Origin of the sequence: Burkholderia sp. USMB20 (assembly GCF_000949135.2) — a bacterium.
In the GTDB taxonomy this organism is placed as follows: domain Bacteria; phylum Pseudomonadota; class Gammaproteobacteria; order Burkholderiales; family Burkholderiaceae; genus Burkholderia.
Genome location: NZ_JTAN02000005.1, coordinates 304,583 through 323,884 on the forward strand (window position 1 = coordinate 304,583; position 19,302 = coordinate 323,884).

Consider the following 19,302-nt stretch of genomic DNA (forward strand, 5'->3'; position numbering starts at 1 on the left):
GGGTGCCGGCTGCGGCCGGCCCTGTCCTGCGAGCGAAGTATTAGAATCGTCGGCAATCGGCTGCCGATTCGGCGGCCGTCCCTGCTCGCGAGAAGACGCGATGAAGGTAACGATTGCATACCTCGACGAACCGCCATTTGGATGGACGGAACCGGACGGCACGGCAACCGGTGCCGACCTCGATCTCGCCGGCGAGATCCTTCGGGCGATCGGTGTCACGCGGATCGAACCTCACCTGACGACGTTCAGTGAACTGCTGCCCGGTGTCGCCGCAGGCCGCTGGGACATGAACGTTCCGCTCTTCGTTACGCCGGAACGCGCCGCCAAGGTCGCGTTCAGCGTACCCGTGTGGGGAATCGCGGACGGCTTTCTCGTTCGTGCCGGAAACCCGAAGCAACTGACCGGCTATGCGTCGCTTGCCGCACGTCCCGATGCACGTCTTGGCATCATTACCGGACAGGTACAGCACGACTCGGCGAAAGCCGCGGGCGTGAGCGAGCATCAGATCACCCTGTTCGACCGGCAAGCCGATGCGATCGACGCGGTGTGCGCTGGCGCGGTCGACGCGTACGCCAGCACTGCGCTCGGACTTCGGATCGTGGCGAAGCGGATGGGCGGCGCATTGCTCGAGGCCGTCGCGCACGAACCGGTGGCGGACCGGATACACCACCGGCCGCCGTTGGGTGCCTTCTCGTTCAATCGACAAAACAGCGCGTTGCTCGATGCGGTCAACCGGCAGCTGCGCGCGTATCTGGGCTCGCCGGAGCATCGCGCGCGCATGGCGGGATTCGGATTGAGCAGCGCCGAAATCGATCCTGCCCTCCGCTGAAACGGTGCCGCGAGGATGAGCACCGGCAACTGGATAAGCGCATTCGAGATGGTGACGCTGGAAGCTGCGCATCGCGCACGCTCGTGCTCGTGCTAGTGCTCGCGAAAACAGCGCACCGGCACGCCAAGGCGCGACTGCGCCTCACCCAACTCGCCCGGACCGAACACGGCCGCGCTTTGCCGCAGGTCTTCCCATGCGAAGACATCGTCGTTGACGATCAGGCGGTTACCGAACTGCCTCGATATGCGTCAAACAGCTGTGAGCACAGGGCCGCCAGGGCCGCGAGATTCACAGCCTGGTCCGCGTGCTCGACTTCGCCGGCATTAAGCACGTCATCGAGGACAGGAGCCAGGCGACGCAGTTTTCGGAAGGTAGCGGCATCAAGTTTCATGTGATGATGCGCGAAGGGGCACGCTGGACTTCTGCCAAGCTCTTCGCGCTGGAACTTCAGGAAGCCTTCGATCAGGTCTTGCATGATGTCGCCCGTTTGGTTGTGTGGGAACTCGATGTGCAATCGAGGTGGCCACGAAAATATGCCTGCGCTTTATGCTCAGATCGTGCACCCCCGACATCCATGACCGGGGGCGCGTAGGCTGGGAATGCTTCAGACCGACTTACCTTCCAGCATCTTTACCGTATCGTCTGTGGTCCAGACTCCATCGGCGATGAAGCGATAATTGACTAGCGCAGCGCCATAGCCATCGCCTTCCGGCAGCTTCGGTCCCGCTACGGCGTCACGCACGACTGCCACCTCGAAGCCATTCTCGAGCAGATCGCGCAGATGCGACTCCACGCACAGGTTGGCCAGCATGCCCGCCAGAATGACCTGCTCCACGCGCTGCTTGCCCAGTTGGAGCTTCAGGTCGTTGACCTGGGGGCCATAGAGCTTGTGCGGCGAGCAAATGATTGTCTTGTCATCCTCGATGTACGGTTTGAACTCCGGAAGGAAGTCCGAGCCTGACCCGCGGAAGCCTTCAAGCGAGAGCGCACTCGGACGGTCGAACAGGCCGAGGTTGTGCTGAAATATCTCCGCCCCACCCTGGAACTTCCACCGATGGTCCTGCGGATAGTAGTAGTGGGGGGAAATCGCTATCGTAATTCCGGCCTTCTTGGACGCCTGAAACAGTCGCACCAGGTTCGGCACCATATTCTGTTCGGTCACGCTTTCGCCCACCACCGGCCACGCCTTGCCCTTCGGGCTCATGAAGTCAATCTGCGGATCGATCACGACGAACGCAGTACGGGTGAGGTCAAGCTTCATGCCCGTCTTGGGCAGTGCCGGTTTGGCCGGATCCGCGTACTTGGCACCGCCACCGGCGGGCGCTGAGTTGGCCAGCGAGGGCAGTTGCGTGGAGGCCACTGCCGCGGCGGCAGCCATGCCCTTGAAGAAGGTACGGCGGCCATGAAATTTCGAGGATTCACACATAGTAATTCTCCGGTTGGCTGCGCGGGAACGCTAGCAGGTGCGGCCGACGCGCTGTCACGGGTCCCAAGCGCACGTTCGCTAAAGCAACTTCCAGAATCGGGAAGAGACGGAGTGGTCGTCACAGCCGCCAGGTTTCATCACCGCCTGGAAAGCGCACTGCGGCTACCCGAACTCCTTGTCAGACGAGCCGGGCGATGCAGGACGCAACGTTTACGGGGTTCCAGTTGTTGATCGTCCCCACGAGGCAGGTGAGGATCGGCAGTTCCTGCTAGCTGTATTGCGTGTGTACACGTTCTCGCGAATAGGCCCTTCGATCGTGATCTTCTGAAACAGCGGGCCGAACTCCATGCGATTCGTGGACAGTTCTCTGGACTTCTTAACGTAGGTAGGAATCTGAGTCATTAGGTTTCCTTTATGAACTGACTGAAGGCGTGTTTCTCGACCATGGCGGTGCGTTCCAGATCGAGTGTCATCGTGGGGAACGGGCATGGCGCGCGCGCTCGGATCGGTGTACCAGGCCGCTTGTTCTGCTGTTGGTAGTTGCTGTGTTGGATCATGTTGGTTCCTGGGACTGGGGTGGACAACGAACACGCCGCGAGAATCTCGAGCCGATGCATCGATGCTGACGTGATGCGTTGAAATCTAGAGGCAAATGCCTGCCTGAACTAGGGGCCGGGTGCGGATAGTTCTGTCAATCGCGACGCACCAATCGCGTTTAGCGAGAGTTCATCAAGAATGAGCCGGCGCATTTGAAGATCCTGTCGTGCGGATGGCTGAGCCCGGTGAACGACCCAGCGGCACGCGCTGGATGCGTTGCCGCGACATTGGTGAAGCACCTGCAACATCGAATTGCACGTGATGCATATCGCACGGCGAGGTGACCGTGGCTAGACTGATCGCGTCTCCCCTCAGGCCTATACCCATGAAGATCGATCCCGTGCCAATGCAGCGTGGCTTCGCCAGAGTCACGCGTCGTCAGTTGTTGATCATCGGGGCAGGCACTGCAGCAGCAGTGGCTTTGCCATTCGCAGCGTTCGCTGCACCTACTGCGCCGAATGGCGCCGAAACTCCGGAAGGAAATCCACCCATGAGCTATATCACCACCAAAGACGGAGTCCAGATCTTCTACAAGGATTTGGGTCCCTCCAATGGCACTCCGATCGTCTTCTCGCACGGATGGCCTCTGAGCTCCGACGATTGGGACGCGCAGATGATGTTCTTCCTCTCCAAGGGCTATCGTGTCGTCGCGCACGATCGGCGCGGGCATGGTCGCTCGGCGCAAGTCTGGAACGGCCACGACATGGATCACTACGCCGACGACCTCGCCGCGGTCGTGAACCATCTCGACCTCAAGGGCGCGATCCACGTCGGGCACTCCACCGGCGGCGGCGAGGTCGTGCGCTATCTCGCTCGCCACGGCGAGAAGCGGGCCGCGATGGCCTGCCTCATTAACGCCGTGCCGCCGCTGATGGTCAAGACCGCGTCGAATCCCGGCGGCCAGCCGAAGGACGTGTTCGACGGCCTGCAACGGCAGACGGCCACGAACCGGGCGCAGTTCTACCGAGACATTCCCGCCGGGCCGTTCTACGGCTTCAACCGGCCGGGCGCGAAGCCGCAGGAAGGCATCATCCAGAACTGGTGGCGCCAGGGGATGATGGGCAGCGCCAAGGCGCACTACGACGGCATCGTCGCGTTCTCGCAGACCGACTTCACCGACGACCTGAAGAAGATCGGACTGCCGGTGCTGGTGATGCACGGCGACGACGACCAGGTCGTCCCCTACGCCGACTCCGCGCCACTGTCGGCCAAGCTGCTGAAGAACGGCACGCTGAAGACCTACAAGGGCTTTCCGCACGGCATGCCGACAACGCACGCGGACGTCATCAACGCGGACCTGCTGACATTTATCCAGGCCTGATGGAGTCCGAATCAGTCGGCACCGTCGATGGCCGGTCCACGCTTGTGGTGAAGGCCATCGACGCGACGCCCACTCCGGACGTCCAGTCCTCCCTCCTGAAGACGCTCCGCCGAACCCTTCTTCTTGCCCACATTGCCATGACCAAACTCACTTTTGCCAACGGCGCCCCCGTCGTCGACAACTTCAACATCGAGACCGCCGGTGCGCGCGGCCCCGCGCTGTTGCAGGACATCTGGCTGCTTGAGAAGCTCGCCCACTTCGACCGCGAGGTGATCCCCGAGCGGCGCATGCACGCCAAGGGCTCCGGCGCATTTGGCCACTTCACGGTGACGCACGACATCACAGCGTTCTCGAAGGCCAGGCTCTTTTCCGGCGTCGGCAAGAAGACGGACGTCTTCGTGCGCTTCTCCACGGTGGCCGGAGAGCGCGGCGCGGCGGATGCCGAGCGAGACATCCGCGGCTTCGCGGTGAAGTTCTATACCGAGGAAGGCAATTGGGACCTGGTGGGCAACAACACGCCCGTGTTCTTCCTGCGTGACCCGCTGCGATTTCCCGACCTGAACCACGCCGTCAAGCGCGACCCGCGCAGCAACCTGCGTAGCGCCCAGAACAACTGGGACTTCTGGACGCTGCTACACGAGGCGCTGCATCAGGTGACCATCGTGATGAGCGATCGCGGCCTGCCCGATGGCTATCGCCACATGCACGGTTTCGGCAGTCACACGTTTAGCCTCATCAACGAGGACAACGAGCGGCACTGGGTGAAGTTTCACCTGCGCAGCCGGCAAGGCATCCGTAACCTCACCGACGCACAGGCCGCCACGATCGTCGCCAACGACCGCGAGAGCGCGCAGCGCGACCTGCTCGAGGCAATCGATGCCGGCGACTTCCCGCGCTGGACGTTGTGCATCCAGGTGATGACCGAGCAGCAGGCGCAGGTCTGCCCGTTTAATCCCTTCGACCTCACCAAGGTCTGGCCGCACGGCGACTACCCACTCATCGAGGTGGGTGTGCTGGAACTCAACCGCAACCCCGACAACTACTTCGCCGATGTGGAGCAGGCGGCGTTCTCGCCCGCCAACATCGTGCCGGGCATTGGCTTCTCGCCGGACAAGATGCTGCAGGGGCGGCTCTTCAGCTACGGCGACGCGGTCCGCTACCGTCTGGGCGTGAACGCGCAACAGATCCCGGTGAACGCCCCGCGCTGCCCGATGCACAGCTATCACCGCGACGGCGCGATGCGCGTGGACGGCAACCAGGGCGGGCTGCCCGGCATCGTGCCAAACAGCCGCGGCGAGTGGGCCGACAGCCCGCGGCTGGCGGAGCCACCGCTGGCAGTCTCGGGGGCAGCCGCGCACTGGGACCATCGCACGGACGAGGACTACTACTCGCAGCCGGGGGCGCTGTTCCGACTGATGTCGCCCGAGCAGAAGCTGCAGCTCTTCGACAACACGGCGCGCTCGCTCGGCGGCGCGAGCGAGGACGTGCAGCAGCGGCATATCCGCAATTGCACGATGGCCGATCCCGCCTATGGTGCAGGAGTTGCCGAGGCGTTGAAGAACCGCTAGTCAGGCACGGGGCGCGTTGGTGCTGCAAGTTGCCCAACGCGCTCGTGAAAGGCGCGGCAGGGTGCATACGCTTATGCGCATCAATGAAGAGGGGGCACCCATGGCGCCGAGACGGCCTGTCGATCATCACGCGTTGGTGAAAGAGCACCTGCGCATTGAAGGTTCAGCGCCCGGATTGCTTCCGTCATGTGATCAACGAACACGCGGATACGCGACGGCAGATGCTGACGACTCAGGTAGCAGATGTGGTGGCCGCGGTCATCGGGTGCGTACTGTGACATGGAGTAAACCAGTTTCCCCTCGCGCAGCAGATCGCAGATCAGGTACCCGCCCAACTGAGCGATGCCTTTGCCTTGGAGGACGGCCTCCAGCACTAGCCCGACATCGTTGAACATGAGGCGCGATGGCGGAGTCAGCTTGCGCGATCCCCCCTCCACCTTGAACTCCCATTCGTAGACGCGGCCCGACGGCAGACGGACGTTGATGCAGTCGTGCTGCATCACCGCGTCCGGCGACTCGGGCATACCGCGCCTTACGGCATACTCGGGCGAGGCGCATACCAAAGTCTGCATCGGGACGATCTGTTTTGCGACGATCCGGGTGTCGGCCAGGCGCCCATTGAGAAACGAGACGTCGATGCGGTCCGACGTGAAGTCGCTCGCGACATCGCTCAGGTGCAGCTCGATCTCGATGTCGCGGTACTTCTCCTGGAAGCCCCACAGCAACGGTGCAACCACCTTGCGGCCGAAGCCCACGGAAGCGGAGACCCGCAGGCGTCCTCGCGGCGGACCGTCGCGCAGATCGCGCATGTCTTCCATCGCCTCTTTGATGAGAGCGACGCTGGGCTGGCAGCGGGCATAGAAGATCTCGCCTTCGCGCGTGAGCGAAATGCTGCGCGTCGTCCGACTCAACAAACGCAAGCCGACCTGCGCCTCCAGTTTCTGGATGCCGCGGCTGACCGCGGAACGCGTGATCCCGAGCCGGTCAGCAGCCTTGGAAAAGCCGCCTTCGGCCACAACCGTGATGAAGGCGACGACTCGGGGATAGCTCATCGCGAAACTCGATGCAAGCGCGTCCGAGTTATCCGCGGCGGCAATCTCCACAAGAGGGGACTGCATCGCGAAGCAGGACTGAGCCTTGTAGCGATCGAGCCAGTCCTCGAACCGGATCGCGCCGATGCGGGGGTTCTCCCCGGGCGTGAGCGTCCGATCCGAGAGGAGGCCACCGAAGTAGCGCGCGTGGATGTCCGGCACGACCTTGCGCGTATCCTGCGTCGCCCGCAGGAAGCGCCTGACCAGTTCGTCCAGTGGCATCGCCTCCGGACCGGCGACTTCCACCGTGCCGTTGACCGGCGGCGCGACTGCGACCTCGGCAAGCGCCGCTGCCACGTCCGCTGACGCGATCGGCTGGATCAGCGCCGGCGACAAGCGAATCTCCTTGCCTAAGGTGGCCAACCGGGCAGCCGACTGGGCAATGTAACCGACAGACTCGTAGAACTGCGTCGCACGCACGATGGTGTATGGAATGCCGGATGCCTTGATGAGGCCCTCCTGCGCGACCTTCGCCCGGAAATTGCCGCAGTCGGTAAGCCGTTCGCTACCAACGATCGACAGGGCCACATGGTGGCGTACGCCGGCGGCAGCGCCCGCAGCCAGCAGGTTGCGGCCCGATGTCTCGAGCAACTCGATGGCCGCCTTGTCTTCCCCTACTGGCGCGTTCGCCGCATCGACGACGACCTCGGCACCGTCGAGCGCTTTGGCCAAACCCTCGCGGGTGCTGGCGTTGTCGCCGGTGTCAGGGGCGGCTGCGAGCACGTCATGGCCGCGCCTGCGCAGGTCCTCCACAAGCATCGTTCCGATGAGGCCGGTGCACCCGATGACGACAATTTTCATGTTTTCTCTCCGTTACTCGACCGCAAACCGTTGTCGTCGATGTGTATGGAGATTGCCTGCGCGCGCCGGGGAAGTCCTTGCCTTCGCCTTGAATTTCTCTGCAGGAGACCTTGATTATTCGTCCAAGCGTTGCCCGATCGGGATGAGATGCGCTCACCTCCGGTTGCAGTATCATCCATGGACGGAATTCGCCAGTTACCCCCTGGGAGCCGAATCGGCCACGGGATGTCAAGTGAAGTTCGAGTTTGGAGACTACGTGATCGACCCGGAACGCCGGGAGCTTTCGCATCGCGCGAAAGTCGTACCTGTCGGGCCGCAAGTCTTCGATCTGCTCCTGCATCTTGTCAGGAACCGCGACCGTGTCGTCAGCAAGGACGACCTGCTGCAGGCGGTATGGCGCGGCCGAATCGTCTCGGAATCGACGATCACCAGTCACATCAATGCGGTCCGCAAGGCCATCGGCGACACCGGCGGGGAACAGCGCTTGGTCAGGACTGTCGCCCGCAAGGGTTTCCGCTTCGTCGGCGAGATCGGCGAACACATCTCCAGAGAATTGAGGGAGCCGCCGTCCGCGCTCCTCCTTCCGGGTAAACCCTCCATTACCGTATTGCCCTTCCAGAACCTGAGCGGCGATCCCGAGCAGGAGTATTTCGCCGACGGCGTGGTGGAGGACATCATCGCTGCGCTATCGCGCATACGCTGGCTGTTCGTCATCGCGAGCGACTCGAGCTTCACCTACAAATGCCGCGCAGTCGAGGTGAAGGACGTCGGCCGCGAGCTTGGCGTGCGCTACGTGCTGGAAGGTAGCGTGCGCAAGACTGGCAACAAGGTGCGCATCACAGGGCAGCTCATCGATGCCAGGATCGGGGCCCATCTCTGGGCGGAGCGCTTCGAAGGCACGCTGGACGACATCTTCGAACTGCAGGACCAGGTTGCGGAAAGCGTCGTCGGCGCCATCGCGCCGCAGCTCGAGCGGGCGGAAATCGAGCGTGCCAAGCGCAAACCGACGGAGAACCTGTGCGCCTACGACTATTACCTTCGCGGCGCCGCGCACTTGCACAGCGGGACGCGCGAATCAATCGAGGCGGCGCTGCCCTTGTTCTACAAGGCCATCGAGCTCGATCCGGCTTTCGCATCGGCCTATGGCATGGCGGCCTGGTGTTATTTCTGGCGCAAGATGAATGGCTGGATGACCGATCCGCCCCGGGAGATTGCCGAGGGCACTCGCCTGGCGCGACTGGCGGTGGAGCTTGGCCGGGACGATGCTGTGGCGCTCACGAGAGGAGCTCATGCACTCGGGCATCTCACCGGCGACCTCGACGGCGGTATCGCGCTGTTCGACAGAGCTTTGCTGCTCAATCCGAACCACGCCCCTGCATGGTCCCTGTGTGGGTGCCTGTACGCTTGTCGCGGTGAAACAGACGTTGCGATCAAGTATTTGGCGCGTGCCATTCGCTTGAGTCCATTGGATCCAGAAATGTTCAGGATGCAGGCTGGGATGGCGCTGGCACATTTCTTTGCAGGACGCTTCGACTCCGCTTCGGATTGGGCCGAAAGGGCCAAATGGAATCTACCCAGTTTCCTTGCCCCGGTCGGCATTCTGGCGGCGAGTCATGCGTGCGCTGGACGCATGGACAAAGCGAAGGACGCGATGCAGCGCCTGCGCACGCTCGATCCGTCACTCCGCGTCTCCAATCTCAATGACTGGCTTCCGATCGGCCGCCCAGAAGATCTGACCCAGTTTGCGGAGGGGCTGCGGCGGGCCGGATTGCCCGAGTGACTACGGCACGATTGCTCCTCGTCGATGGCGCATACCGCGCCGAGCAGAGCGTGCTCTCGAACTGCCGCACCGATCGCATGGATGAGGCCGCGAGGCATCGGCCGAAGATCGGTCGCGGCGGCATTCGGGAAACGCGGCGCATCCGTGATCGTGATCGGATCGATCTCGTCACGTCATGCGCCGCAACGCACGCCTGGATCGGCGACGCGCTACAGCACCCGCTCCAGCGCACTCGCGAACCGCGCAACCGCCGCATCGACATCATTCAGCTTGTCGAGCCCGAACAAGCCGATGCGGAACGTCTTGAAATCCGCCGGCTCATCGCATTGCAGCGGCACACCGGCCGCGATCTGCATGCCGACATCGGCGAATTTCTTGCCGGACCGGATATCGTCATCATCGGTATAACAGACGACGACGCCCGGCGCCTCGAAGCCTTCGGCCGCGACACTCCGGAACCCCTTCTCCGCGAGCAACGCACGAATCCGCGTGCCGAGCTCGAGCTGTTCCGCCCTCACCTTGTCGAAGCCGTACGCGTCCGTTTCCTTGATCACGTCGCGCAGCGTCGCGAGGCTGTCCGTGGGCATCGTCGCGTGATACGCGAACCCGCCGTTCTCGTACGCTTCCATGATCTGCAGCCACTTGCGCAGATCGCACGCGAAACTGGTGCTCGTCGTCGCATCGATGCGCTCGCGGGCGAGCGCACCGAGCATCACCAGCGCACAGCCGGGCGACGCGCTCCAGCCCTTTTGCGGTGCGCTGATCAGCACGTCGACACCGCTCGCCTCCATGTCGACCCAGATCGTGCCGGACGCGATGCAGTCGAGCACGAACATGCCGCCGACCGCATGCACGGCGTCGGCGACCGCACGCAGATACGCATCGGGCAGCATCATCCCCGACGCGGTTTCGACGTGCGGCGCGAACATCAGATCCGGCTTGTGCTCGCGAATCGCCGCAACGACTTCATCGATCGGCGCCGGCGCGAAGGCAGCCTGTCTGCCCGCTTCGACCGGACGCGCCTTCAGCACGATCGACTCGGACGGAATGCTGCCCATGTCGAAAATCTGCGACCAGCGGAAACTGAACCAGCCGTTGCGGATGACGAGGCACTTCCTGTTCGTCGCGAACTGCCGGGCCACGGCTTCCATGCCGAACGTCCCGCTGCCCGGGACGATTGCGACCGCCTTCGCGTTGTAGACCTTCTTCAGCGCAGCGGAAATATCGCGCATCACGCCCTGGAAGCGCTGCGACATGTGATTGATCGACCGGTCGGTGTACACGACCGAGTATTCGAGAAGCCCGTCGCGGTCGACATCGGGAAGTAATCCTGGCACGTTCGCCTCCGGTAAAGGACATGGGATGAGCGCGAGCGGTGTTCATGAGCGGATGCCGCTGCGCCGATGCAACGCTGCTTTTCTCTGATAGTCGAACGATTCTAACGAAAGCTGCCGCTCGTTGGAAATTTCGGCGGTTGCCCGTCACGCGCGCAACGGTCTCAACCCGGCACGCACTTCATTCGCGAAGATCATCGGTTCTTCCCATGCCGCGAAGTGCCCGCCTGTTGCCGGTTTGTTGAAGTAAATCAGATTGTGATAAGCCCTCTCGGTCCAGCTCCGCGGCGCCTGGTAGTTTTCCCCCGGAAACGCGCTCACCGCCGCCGGCACGCCGACGTCAGCCGCAAGGAAGAAGTTCGCATGCGATTCCCAGTAGAAACGCGCCGCCGAGACGCCCGTGTTCGTCAGCCAGTAAAGCGTGATGTCGTCGAGCACGTCGTCCCGTGTCAGCGCGCCGGCCGAGTGGCCGTTGACCGGGCGACCCTGCACGGCCGCGCTCAGCGCTGCCGCCGGCTGGCCGTAACCGTCCCCGTGGTCGAGCAACCACGAAGCCAGCGCGACGGGCGAATCGGCGAGTCCGTACAACGTCTGCGGGCGCGTACCCATTTCAATCGCGTAACCGCGCTTCCTCTTGAAATTGGCGCTCAGCTGTTCATATGCGTGCCGCTCCTCGTCCGACAAGCCGGCAGGCGCGGGATCGCCGGCCGTCAGCGACTTCAGAATTTCCGCCGGCACGGACGCCGGGAAATTCACATGAATGTCCATCAGCTCAGGCGGCGCCTGTTTCGCCATGATGTTCGTGACGATGCCGCCGAGGTCCCCGCCCTGCGAAGCAAAGCGCGCGTAGCCGAGCCGTTTCATCAGCGTCACCCATGCGCGCGCCGTGCGCTCCGGCCCCCATCCCGTCGTCGTGGGTCGCGCCGAAAAGCCATAGCCGGGCAGCGACGGAATCACGAGATGGAACGCATCCGACGCCGGCGCGCCGTACGCAGTCGGATCGACGAGCGGCGCGATGATCTTGAACTGCTCGATGATGGAGCCGGGCCAGCCGTGGGTCACGATCAACGGCATCGCATTCTCGTGCTTCGATCGCACATGGATGAAGTGGATGTCGAGGCCATCGATTTCGGTCACGAATTGCGGATACGCATTCAGCGTCGCTTCGCACTTGCGCCAGTCGTAGTCGCTCGCCCAATACCGCGCGAGCGCCTGAATGGTCGCAAGCTGAATGCCCTGCGACTCGTCGGCCACGGTCTCGCGGTCCGGCCAACGCGTCGCGTTGATGCGGTGCCGCATGTCGGCGAGCTGCGCGTCGGGCACATGCACCCGGAACGGCCGAATCGCCGATCTGTCGCCGCGTGCGGGTTCCGCGGTGCCGATTGCCGGCCTGGTCTGCGCGAGCGCCAGGCGGCTCAGCGAACCGGCCGCCAGTGCGGCGGCCGCGATACCGACAAAGCGCCGGCGCGACAACGACGTCGTCACGTTGCGACCGACGCCGGCAGGCGCGATTTCGGCGCCCGACATCAGGAGCGGCCGATCATCGGCAGCGTTCGTTTTCATATCACACCTTTCAAGGAAAGATTTCATCGCACCCCTACATGCATATGCACATGTTGCGATCAAGAGAATGCGCGTTCATGCGGCGACTGCCGGCCCCGATCGGCAAGCCGAATGTTCGGCAACGGCCGGGCAAGCCCGCGCATCACGCAGCCGCGGCACGCCAATCGTCCGCGCCCGCGTCATATCCGGCCACCGGCTGCGCGACGCGTTCGTGAACATGCGCGGTCGGCGTACGGTCGATCATCAGGCTCAGCAATTCCGAGCGGTTATAGTGACCGGCCGCGTCCATCAGCATCTTGCGACGGTCGATCAGCGAGAAGTCCAGATCGACGATGACCTCGCCCTCGCCCGATCGAAGCGGCTCGGCCATCAACATGCCGTCGGGCGACACGATCGTCGTGAAGCAGCCGCCCGAGATAGGCCCGATCGCGCAACCGGTGTCCTTCATGATTTGCGCCTGCTGGTCGGCATCCAGCCACGCCGTTGCATTGACGACGAACGCGCCGGACTCGAGCGCATGCTGCCGGATGTTGATCTCCATGCGCTGCGCGAAGCCTTCCCCGAAGGCCGAACCCGGATACATCGCCGAATGAATCTGTTCGCCGTCGGCAATCATCGCGTAGCGCGCGAGCGGATTGTTGTGCTCGAAACACGCGAGCTGCCCGATACGGCCGACGGCGCTGTCGACCGCGCGCAACCCCGATCCGTCGCCCTGCCCCCAAACCATGCGCTCGAAGTGCGTCGGCGTGATCTTGCGACGGCGCTGGATCAGTTGCCCGTCCGCGTCGAACAGCAATTGCGCGTTGTACAGCGTGCCGCCGTCACGCTCGTTGACGCCGATGGACACGACCATGCCGGCCTTGCGTGCTGCTTCGCCGATCGCATCGGTCGCGGCGGACGGCACGGTGACGGCCTGTTCCAGCAGCCGAAGATGCTCGGTACCGGACAGCAGTTCGATGCCCGTCTGAACGGCCGCGAAATACGGGTAATAGGGGACGACCGTTTCGGGAAAAGTGGCGAATTGCACACCTTGCCGGCCAAGGTCGTGGATCTTTTCCACGACCTTGGCGACGGTGGCTTCACGACTGTAGAGCACCGGGCTGAACTGGACAGCGGCGGCCTTGACGACTTTCATGACACACTCCTTGGACAATGCGCGGTGCGGCACTCCGCTCGCGACAGGCGCATTGGAGCAGGCGAACGTATCCCGTTCTTGTCGGAAAGTCGGCGATATGTATGCGTACGTATCCGCGTCTGTTGCAGATACTTCGGGATACAAAGAAAGGGGGCGACCGGAGCGGCCCTGACCTGACGCGAGCGGTAACGCGACGTCGCGACGCTCAATCGCGCCGATCGCGTGGTTCGGCTTGCACGCTCTTTGCCGCCGCACGCGAGAACTGCACTTGATATTCGCTCGGCGACAACCCCGTCTTGCGCTTGAACAATTGCCGGAACGTACTGACATCGCTGTAACCGACGCGCTGACTCACGTCCTCGAGCCCGATCGGCCGTGTTTCCAGCAGACGTTTCGCAACCTCGACCCGCAGATTCTGCAGATACGTCAACGGCGCGAGGCCGACCGCTTCCTTGAAGCGACGATTGAGCGTGCGTTCGCTGACGGCCAGCGATGCCGCCAGATCGCCGAGCCGGAATCCTTGCTGCAATGTCGCTTCCATCCGCTGCTGAGCGCGCGCCACGAGCGTGTCGGTATGCCCGTGTTCGTCGAGCAGCGTGGCAAAGGAGGCCTGCGACGTCCGGTTCATGTCGATCAACAGCGCCTTCGCGGTCATCGTCGCGAGTTCTCCGCCGGCGCAGGCTTCGACGAGATGCACGGCGAGGTTCAGATAGGACGTCACGGAGCCGCCCGAGATGATCCCGTCTTGCGCGAGCAGCAGTTCGTTCGCGCGGACTTCGACACGCGGATAGCGGCGCGCGAAATCCGCCGCTCTCGCCCAGTGCGTCGTCGCGACGCGGCCATCCAGCAGGCCCGCCTCGGCAAGCAGGTAATTCGCCGTGCAATACGCGGCGAGCATCGCGCCGGCCTTGTGTTGACGCCGCAGTGCGGACGTCAGTTCGCTCAACTGCTCGCGATGCCCGAGGAACTCGTCGATCCGCGAAAAGAATGGTGCCGTCAGCAGCACGGCGTCTGCTCGTTTGCGCGGGTCGATCTTGCCGTCGACCGGAATGATCTGACCTGACGCCGCCTTCACCGGTTGCCCGTCGAGCGACTCCACGCGCCATGCGAACAACGGCGCGGACGACGCGCCCGGTTCCGCCCGGCGCGCATGGAACTGATTTGCAGCGCTGAAGACATCGACCGGGCCCGCGACGCCGGACGCCAGGATTCCGTCATAGACCCAGATGCGGATGATCGCCATTGCGTGTCCGAATTTCCTTGAATAGTGGCGATGCTGCCACTTTCCTGCGCCCGCGTAAACCGCGACGATGGCGCCATCCGATCAACCGAAAACAGGAGCATCCCATGCCGATGATCGATGCGATGTGGCCCGACCACGCACTGACGCCCGATGCTGAAGCCCGCCTCGTCAGGGAACTGACCGATATCCTCATCGAAGCAGAAGGGTACGATCCCGCGAGCCCGGTCGTTCAGCGCGTGACCGTATTCCATCTGCACCGGCCGGCCGCGATCTACATCGGCGGCGAACGTACCGATACGGTGCGCTACCGGATCATTCCTTCGGTTCCCGAAGGGCAATACACCGACGAATCGCGCCGCTCGCTCGTCCGACGCGTCACGGAAGCCGTGGCACGCGCGGAAGGCCGGCCGTTCGACGATGTCGCACCGCGCGTCTGGATCTTTCCGACCGAGATCCCGGACGGTGCGTGGGGAACGCGCGGCGCGATCTGGACGCTGCCCGATATCCATGCGCTGCTCGCGGGTGAACCGGAGCGCGACGCGGGCACCGAGCGCCTTGCGCGACGGCGCCGGGAAAAGGCACGCGTTGCGCTCGCGGCAGCGCTCGATGCCGCAAACGCAGGTGTCACGCGCAACGCGTGCAAGGAGTAACCGCCATGAAATTCAACGACACGACCCCGATGATGGCACCCGCCGACGGTCCGCCGCGGTGGCTGGCGCGCCTGGCCGAAAACGCGACGCTGGAAGCCACCGTGCTGAAGCGCCCGATCGACGGACGAGCCGACATTCTCTCGGTGATCAAGCACGCGGTCTCGCTCTACGAGTTCCAGCAGCATGCTTACAAAGGCATGATCGGCGACGATCTTTATCTGGAATCCTATCGTTCACGTATCAATGGCGTGCCGATCGAGACGGTGGTCGTCGCCCATATGAACGAGCAAGGCGATACGGATTCCGTCGTCATCAATCATCGACCGCTCGATGCCGCACTGCTGTTCTCGCAGTTGATGCGCGAGCGCGTGGACGAGCGCTTTCGCGCGTGTTATCTGTCGGAACGGGAAGCCGCCGCGCTCAATGCGGCAGCCGTCCCGCCACCGGGCCCGGGGCCGCAGGATGAAACGCCTTCTTCTTGATTTGACGGCAGCATGCTTGCTGCTCGCTTGCACAGGAGTCTCCATGGCACATTCCGCTGCGTTGCCGACCACGCCCACCACGAAGATACTGGCGATCGGTACGTTTCCTCCCGGCACGGACATGCAGCACGTCCAGACCATTCTTCCGACCGAAGTCCGCGAGACGACACAGCTGTATCTCGCGGGCAAGATCGATCAGTGGTATTCCCTGCAGGACCGGCCCGGGGTGGCGTTCGTCCTGAACGTGACGGACACGGGTGAAGCGCATGAAATGCTGGAACGACTCCCGTTGGGGAAGGCTCACCTCATGACCTTCACGCTGCTCCCGATCGGCCCGCTCAAGCCATTGAGCAAGCTCTTGAATCCTCCGGCGGCTCAGTAGAACCCCCTGCACCCCGCCATCTTTCGAAACAGCGAAGCGCAACGTGTGCCGCGCGATGTCGCACCGAACGAGATCCTCGATCATGACTCGACCCGTAACGAAAACACCCGCATCTCCCGCCGCCGCTGCGAGTTCTGCAACGTGCCCGACCGTGCCGGCGCCGTCATCGCCGGAACCCACGGTCGACGTCGGCGACGTGCAGGTCGATGCCGACATCACGCTGCGCCGCATGGTCTACCGCCCCGCACGATCGAAGGGCATCGTGCTGTTCCTGCACGGCTTCCCCGAGACGATGTATGCGTGGAAGCCGATTGCCGAATCACTGTCCAGCGACTACGAGGTCCATGCGTTCGACTGGCCAGGCTACGGGCAATCGTCGCGTCCGCGCGCCGATCGCTTTTCGTACGCGCCGAGCGACTATGCCCGTGTGCTGAGAGACTACATCCGTACGTCGGGCATCGATGGTTCGAGACTGTTGATTTATGCGACGGATATCGGTGCGCTTCCGGCGCTGCTGGCAGCGTTGGAACAACCGGATATCGCGCGGGAAATCATCGTTGGCGACTTTGCCCCGTTCAACCGGCCGCAATATATGTACGAAAGCCTGCAAGGCCTGAAGTCGAAGCCTTCATCGGATATCGTGCGCGCCGCCATGAACAGGAATCGCGACGAAATCCTCGCAAACACGTTCTTCCGGGGCATGGAGGATGACGAGCGCTACACGTTGCCCGAGGAATTCATGGACGACGTGGCGAAGGGATGGGACGGTGACTTGACCGCGGCCGACGCCTTTTTCCACTACTACGCATGCTTCACCCGGGATCAGGACTACTTCGAAGCCAATATGGCAAAGCTGAAAGTCCCCGTGAAGGTCGTGTGGGGCGGGAAGGACATCTATATCAAGAAGGAAATGGGCATCGAGTACGCGGACCGAAACGGGGTGAACATTTCGATTCTTCCGGAACTGGGTCACTTTCCGCATCTGCAGGCGCCCGCCCGGACGGCGAACGAAGTTCGGGCTTCGTTCGGCGAGGCGAGCGATCGCGCGACCGAGTAGCGGACAACGGCGGGACGATGCCTCTCCCGCCGGCGATTCACCCGCACCGCCGATCACTTCGGCCATCGCCAGCCTGGATCGGGCAAGTGTTCGGCGAAGTAGCCGGACTGTCAGGCCGGCGCGCCGAAACGCAACATCGTGAAACCGGGCTTGCGCTCCGAGGGCACGGGAACATAATCTTTAACGATACCGGCGGACGTAACGAACGATTCCGCCCGGGTTCCCTGACGTCCTGCGATGAACATCAAAAGCCGTGCCCGCCAGCACACGGCCCGCCCGCCCCGCAAGCCCGATGCCGGCCTGCTGCAGTGGATCAACGGACTCGCCGCGGCGCGCACGTATCGATTGCATTGGCTGCCGCACGATCTGCTTGCCGGCGTCACCCTCAGTGCCGTGCTCGTGCCCGCCGGCATGGCGTACGCGAACGCAGCCGGCCTGCCCGCCGTCAACGGGCTTTATGCGTCGCTTGCCGCGATGCTCGCGTATGCGCTCTTCGGCCCCAGCCGCATCCTCGTGCTCGGCCCCGACTCCGCGCTGGTCGCGCTGATCGCCGCAAGCATCACGCCGCTTGCTCACGGCGATGCCGCGCATGCGCTGGCCCTTGCCGGCGCGCTCGCGATACTCGCGGGCGCGATCTGCATCGCGGTCGGGGTGCTCAGGCTCGGATTCGTCACCGAGCTGCTGTCGCTACCCATCCGGTACGGTTTTCTGAACGGCATCATGCTGACGATCAGCATCGGACAATTGCCCAAGCTCCTCGGCTACAAGGGCAACGGCGAATCGTTCATCGAGCAGGTGCGCGACGTGGCCGCCGGCATCGCGGCATCGAAGGTGAACGCGACGTCGTTCGCACTCGGCGTCGCCGCGCTCGCGCTGATACTCGCGTGCAAACGGCTCTGGCCCAGGATGCCGGGTGTGCTGCTCGCCGTGGCGGGCGCGACCGCGGTGGTGATGTGGTTCGATCTGTCGACGCGCGCCGGCGTTGCAACCGTCGGTGCGGTCCCGCAAGGCCTGCCGGTGCCGCGCATCCCCGACGTGAGCCTCGACGACTGGCTGCATCTCGCGGGCAGCGCAGCGGCGATCGCGCTCGTTTCGTTCACGGATATCAGCGTGCTGTCCCGCACCTACGAACTGCGCAACGACACCAGCGTGGACCGGAATCACGAATGCATCGCGCTCGGGCTGTCGAACCTCGCCGCCGGCCTGATGCAAGGGTTCGCGGTGAGCGCGAGCGGCTCACGCACGCCCGTCGCGGAAGCGGCCGGCGCGAAGACGCAGGCGACGGGCGTGGTGGCTGCCGCGGTCGTTGCCGCACTGCTGCTGTTCGCGCCGCGCGCGCTTGCGCACACGCCGCAATCCGCGCTGGCCGCCGTCGTGATCGCGGCATGCGTGAACATGATCGAGGTGCGCGGCGTCGTGCGGCTTTATCGGCTCCGCAAAAGCGAGTTCGTGCAGGCGGTCGCATGTTTCGTCGGCGTTGCAGCCGTCGGGGTCGTGAACGGCATTGCGCTGGCACTGCTGCTCACCGTGCTGTCGTTTCTATGGCGCGCGTGGCGGCCTTACGATGCCGTGCTCGGGCGGGTCGACGGCAGGAAGGGCTATCACGACGTGTCGCGCCATCCGGACGCGCGGCGCGTGCCCGGACTCGTGCTGCTGCGCTGGGATGCGCCGCTCTTTTTCGCGAATGGCGAAATCTTTCGGGAACGCGTGTTGCGCGCCGTCGATGAATCGCCGGAGCCGGCACGCTGGATCGTCATCGCGGCGGAGCCCGTGACCGACATCGACCTCACGGCTGCCGATGTGCTCGAACGGCTGCATCTCGAACTTGCCGCGCGGCAGGTCAAGCTGGTCTTCGCGGAGCTGAAAGGCCCCGTCAAGGACAGCCTCAGGCATTACGGCATGTACAGCATGTTCGGCGACGACAACTTCTTTCCGACGATCGGCGCAGCGGTAAGTCGTTATGTGGACATGCATCGAATCGAGTGGCACGACTGGGAAGACTCCCGGGGATCGGCGGGGGACTGATGGTCGGCAACATATCGG

17 protein-coding genes are annotated in these 19,302 nt (G+C 63.6%); 9 read left to right on the forward strand and 8 right to left on the reverse strand.

From position 1 onward, the window contains the following. Nucleotides 1-100 precede the first annotated feature (100 nt). Nucleotides 101-829 carry a transporter substrate-binding domain-containing protein gene (locus PL79_RS09250; protein WP_044847778.1) on the forward strand — a complete coding sequence of 243 codons (729 nt, stop codon included), beginning with the start codon at nt 101-103 and terminating at the stop codon, nt 827-829. A gap of 217 nt (nt 830-1,046) precedes the next feature. Here the strand turns inward: PL79_RS09250 and PL79_RS09255 are convergent, their stop codons facing one another. The 3 genes from PL79_RS09255 to PL79_RS36100 form a co-directional block, all read right to left on the reverse strand. Continuing rightward, nucleotides 1,047-1,304 (reverse strand): hypothetical protein, encoded by a 258-nt coding sequence (locus PL79_RS09255; RefSeq protein WP_135801021.1) that lies wholly within the window; start codon nt 1,302-1,304, stop codon nt 1,047-1,049. Nucleotides 1,305-1,433: 129 nt separating this feature from the next. Next, complete coding sequence (locus tag PL79_RS09260; protein WP_082088705.1) at nt 1,434-2,255, reverse strand: cysteine hydrolase; 822 nt, start codon at nt 2,253-2,255, stop codon at nt 1,434-1,436. Nucleotides 2,256-2,656: 401 nt separating this feature from the next. Then, nucleotides 2,657-2,812 carry a hypothetical protein gene (locus PL79_RS36100; protein ID WP_193759826.1) on the reverse strand — a complete coding sequence of 52 codons (156 nt, stop codon included), beginning with the start codon at nt 2,810-2,812 and terminating at the stop codon, nt 2,657-2,659. A 530-nt stretch (nt 2,813-3,342) separates the two neighbouring features. Between PL79_RS36100 and PL79_RS09265 the strand changes: the two genes are divergently transcribed. Continuing rightward, a complete protein-coding gene (locus PL79_RS09265) occupies nt 3,343-4,173 on the forward strand; it encodes an alpha/beta fold hydrolase (protein WP_044847776.1) in 831 nt (276 codons plus the stop codon). Between the two features lie 137 nt (nt 4,174-4,310). Further along, nucleotides 4,311-5,741, forward strand: coding sequence for a catalase (locus tag PL79_RS09270; RefSeq protein WP_044847775.1), 1,431 nt, complete (start codon nt 4,311-4,313; stop codon nt 5,739-5,741). An 80-nt stretch (nt 5,742-5,821) separates the two neighbouring features. Here the strand turns inward: PL79_RS09270 and PL79_RS37020 are convergent, their stop codons facing one another. Next, complete coding sequence (locus PL79_RS37020; RefSeq protein WP_082088704.1) at nt 5,822-7,633, reverse strand: LysR substrate-binding domain-containing protein; 1,812 nt, start codon at nt 7,631-7,633, stop codon at nt 5,822-5,824. Nucleotides 7,634-7,865: 232 nt separating this feature from the next. On the opposite strand from PL79_RS37020, the gene PL79_RS09285 reads away from it, so the two are divergent. Continuing rightward, the gene (locus tag PL79_RS09285) at nt 7,866-9,413 is read left to right on the forward strand and encodes a winged helix-turn-helix domain-containing tetratricopeptide repeat protein (protein ID WP_044847774.1); all 1,548 of its coding nucleotides are present in this window, start codon (nt 7,866-7,868) and stop codon (nt 9,411-9,413) included. 209 nt (nt 9,414-9,622) lie between these two features. Here the strand turns inward: PL79_RS09285 and PL79_RS09290 are convergent, their stop codons facing one another. The 4 genes from PL79_RS09290 to PL79_RS09305 all read right to left on the reverse strand — a co-directional run bounded on the left by PL79_RS09290 (nt 9,623) and on the right by PL79_RS09305 (nt 14,688). Further along, a complete protein-coding gene (locus PL79_RS09290; RefSeq protein ID WP_044847773.1) occupies nt 9,623-10,750 on the reverse strand; it encodes an aminotransferase class V-fold PLP-dependent enzyme in 1,128 nt (375 codons plus the stop codon). Between the two features lie 144 nt (nt 10,751-10,894). Continuing rightward, nucleotides 10,895-12,274 (reverse strand): epoxide hydrolase family protein, encoded by a 1,380-nt coding sequence (locus tag PL79_RS09295; RefSeq protein WP_044847813.1) that lies wholly within the window; start codon nt 12,272-12,274, stop codon nt 10,895-10,897. Nucleotides 12,275-12,452: 178 nt separating this feature from the next. Then, nucleotides 12,453-13,445, reverse strand: a complete 993-nt coding sequence (locus tag PL79_RS09300; protein ID WP_044847772.1) for a carbon-nitrogen hydrolase family protein — start codon at nt 13,443-13,445, stop codon at nt 12,453-12,455. Nucleotides 13,446-13,650: 205 nt separating this feature from the next. Beyond that, a complete protein-coding gene (locus PL79_RS09305; RefSeq protein ID WP_044847771.1) occupies nt 13,651-14,688 on the reverse strand; it encodes a GlxA family transcriptional regulator in 1,038 nt (345 codons plus the stop codon). Between the two features lie 104 nt (nt 14,689-14,792). Between PL79_RS09305 and PL79_RS09310 the strand changes: the two genes are divergently transcribed. The 5 genes from PL79_RS09310 to PL79_RS09330 all read left to right on the forward strand — a co-directional run bounded on the left by PL79_RS09310 (nt 14,793) and on the right by PL79_RS09330 (nt 19,284). Beyond that, a complete protein-coding gene (locus PL79_RS09310) occupies nt 14,793-15,338 on the forward strand; it encodes a tautomerase family protein (RefSeq protein WP_044847770.1) in 546 nt (181 codons plus the stop codon). 5 nt (nt 15,339-15,343) lie between these two features. Continuing rightward, the gene (locus PL79_RS09315) at nt 15,344-15,820 is read left to right on the forward strand and encodes a hypothetical protein (protein ID WP_044847769.1); all 477 of its coding nucleotides are present in this window, start codon (nt 15,344-15,346) and stop codon (nt 15,818-15,820) included. Between the two features lie 43 nt (nt 15,821-15,863). Further along, entirely contained in the window at nt 15,864-16,202 is a 339-nt protein-coding gene (locus PL79_RS09320) for a muconolactone Delta-isomerase family protein (RefSeq protein WP_044847812.1), read from the forward strand. A gap of 82 nt (nt 16,203-16,284) precedes the next feature. Next, nucleotides 16,285-17,259 (forward strand): alpha/beta fold hydrolase, encoded by a 975-nt coding sequence (locus PL79_RS09325; RefSeq protein ID WP_044847768.1) that lies wholly within the window; start codon nt 16,285-16,287, stop codon nt 17,257-17,259. Between the two features lie 237 nt (nt 17,260-17,496). After that, on the forward strand, nt 17,497-19,284 hold the full coding sequence (locus tag PL79_RS09330) for a SulP family inorganic anion transporter (protein ID WP_082088703.1): 1,788 nt from the start codon (nt 17,497-17,499) through the stop codon (nt 19,282-19,284). Nucleotides 19,285-19,302: the final 18 nt, after the last annotated feature.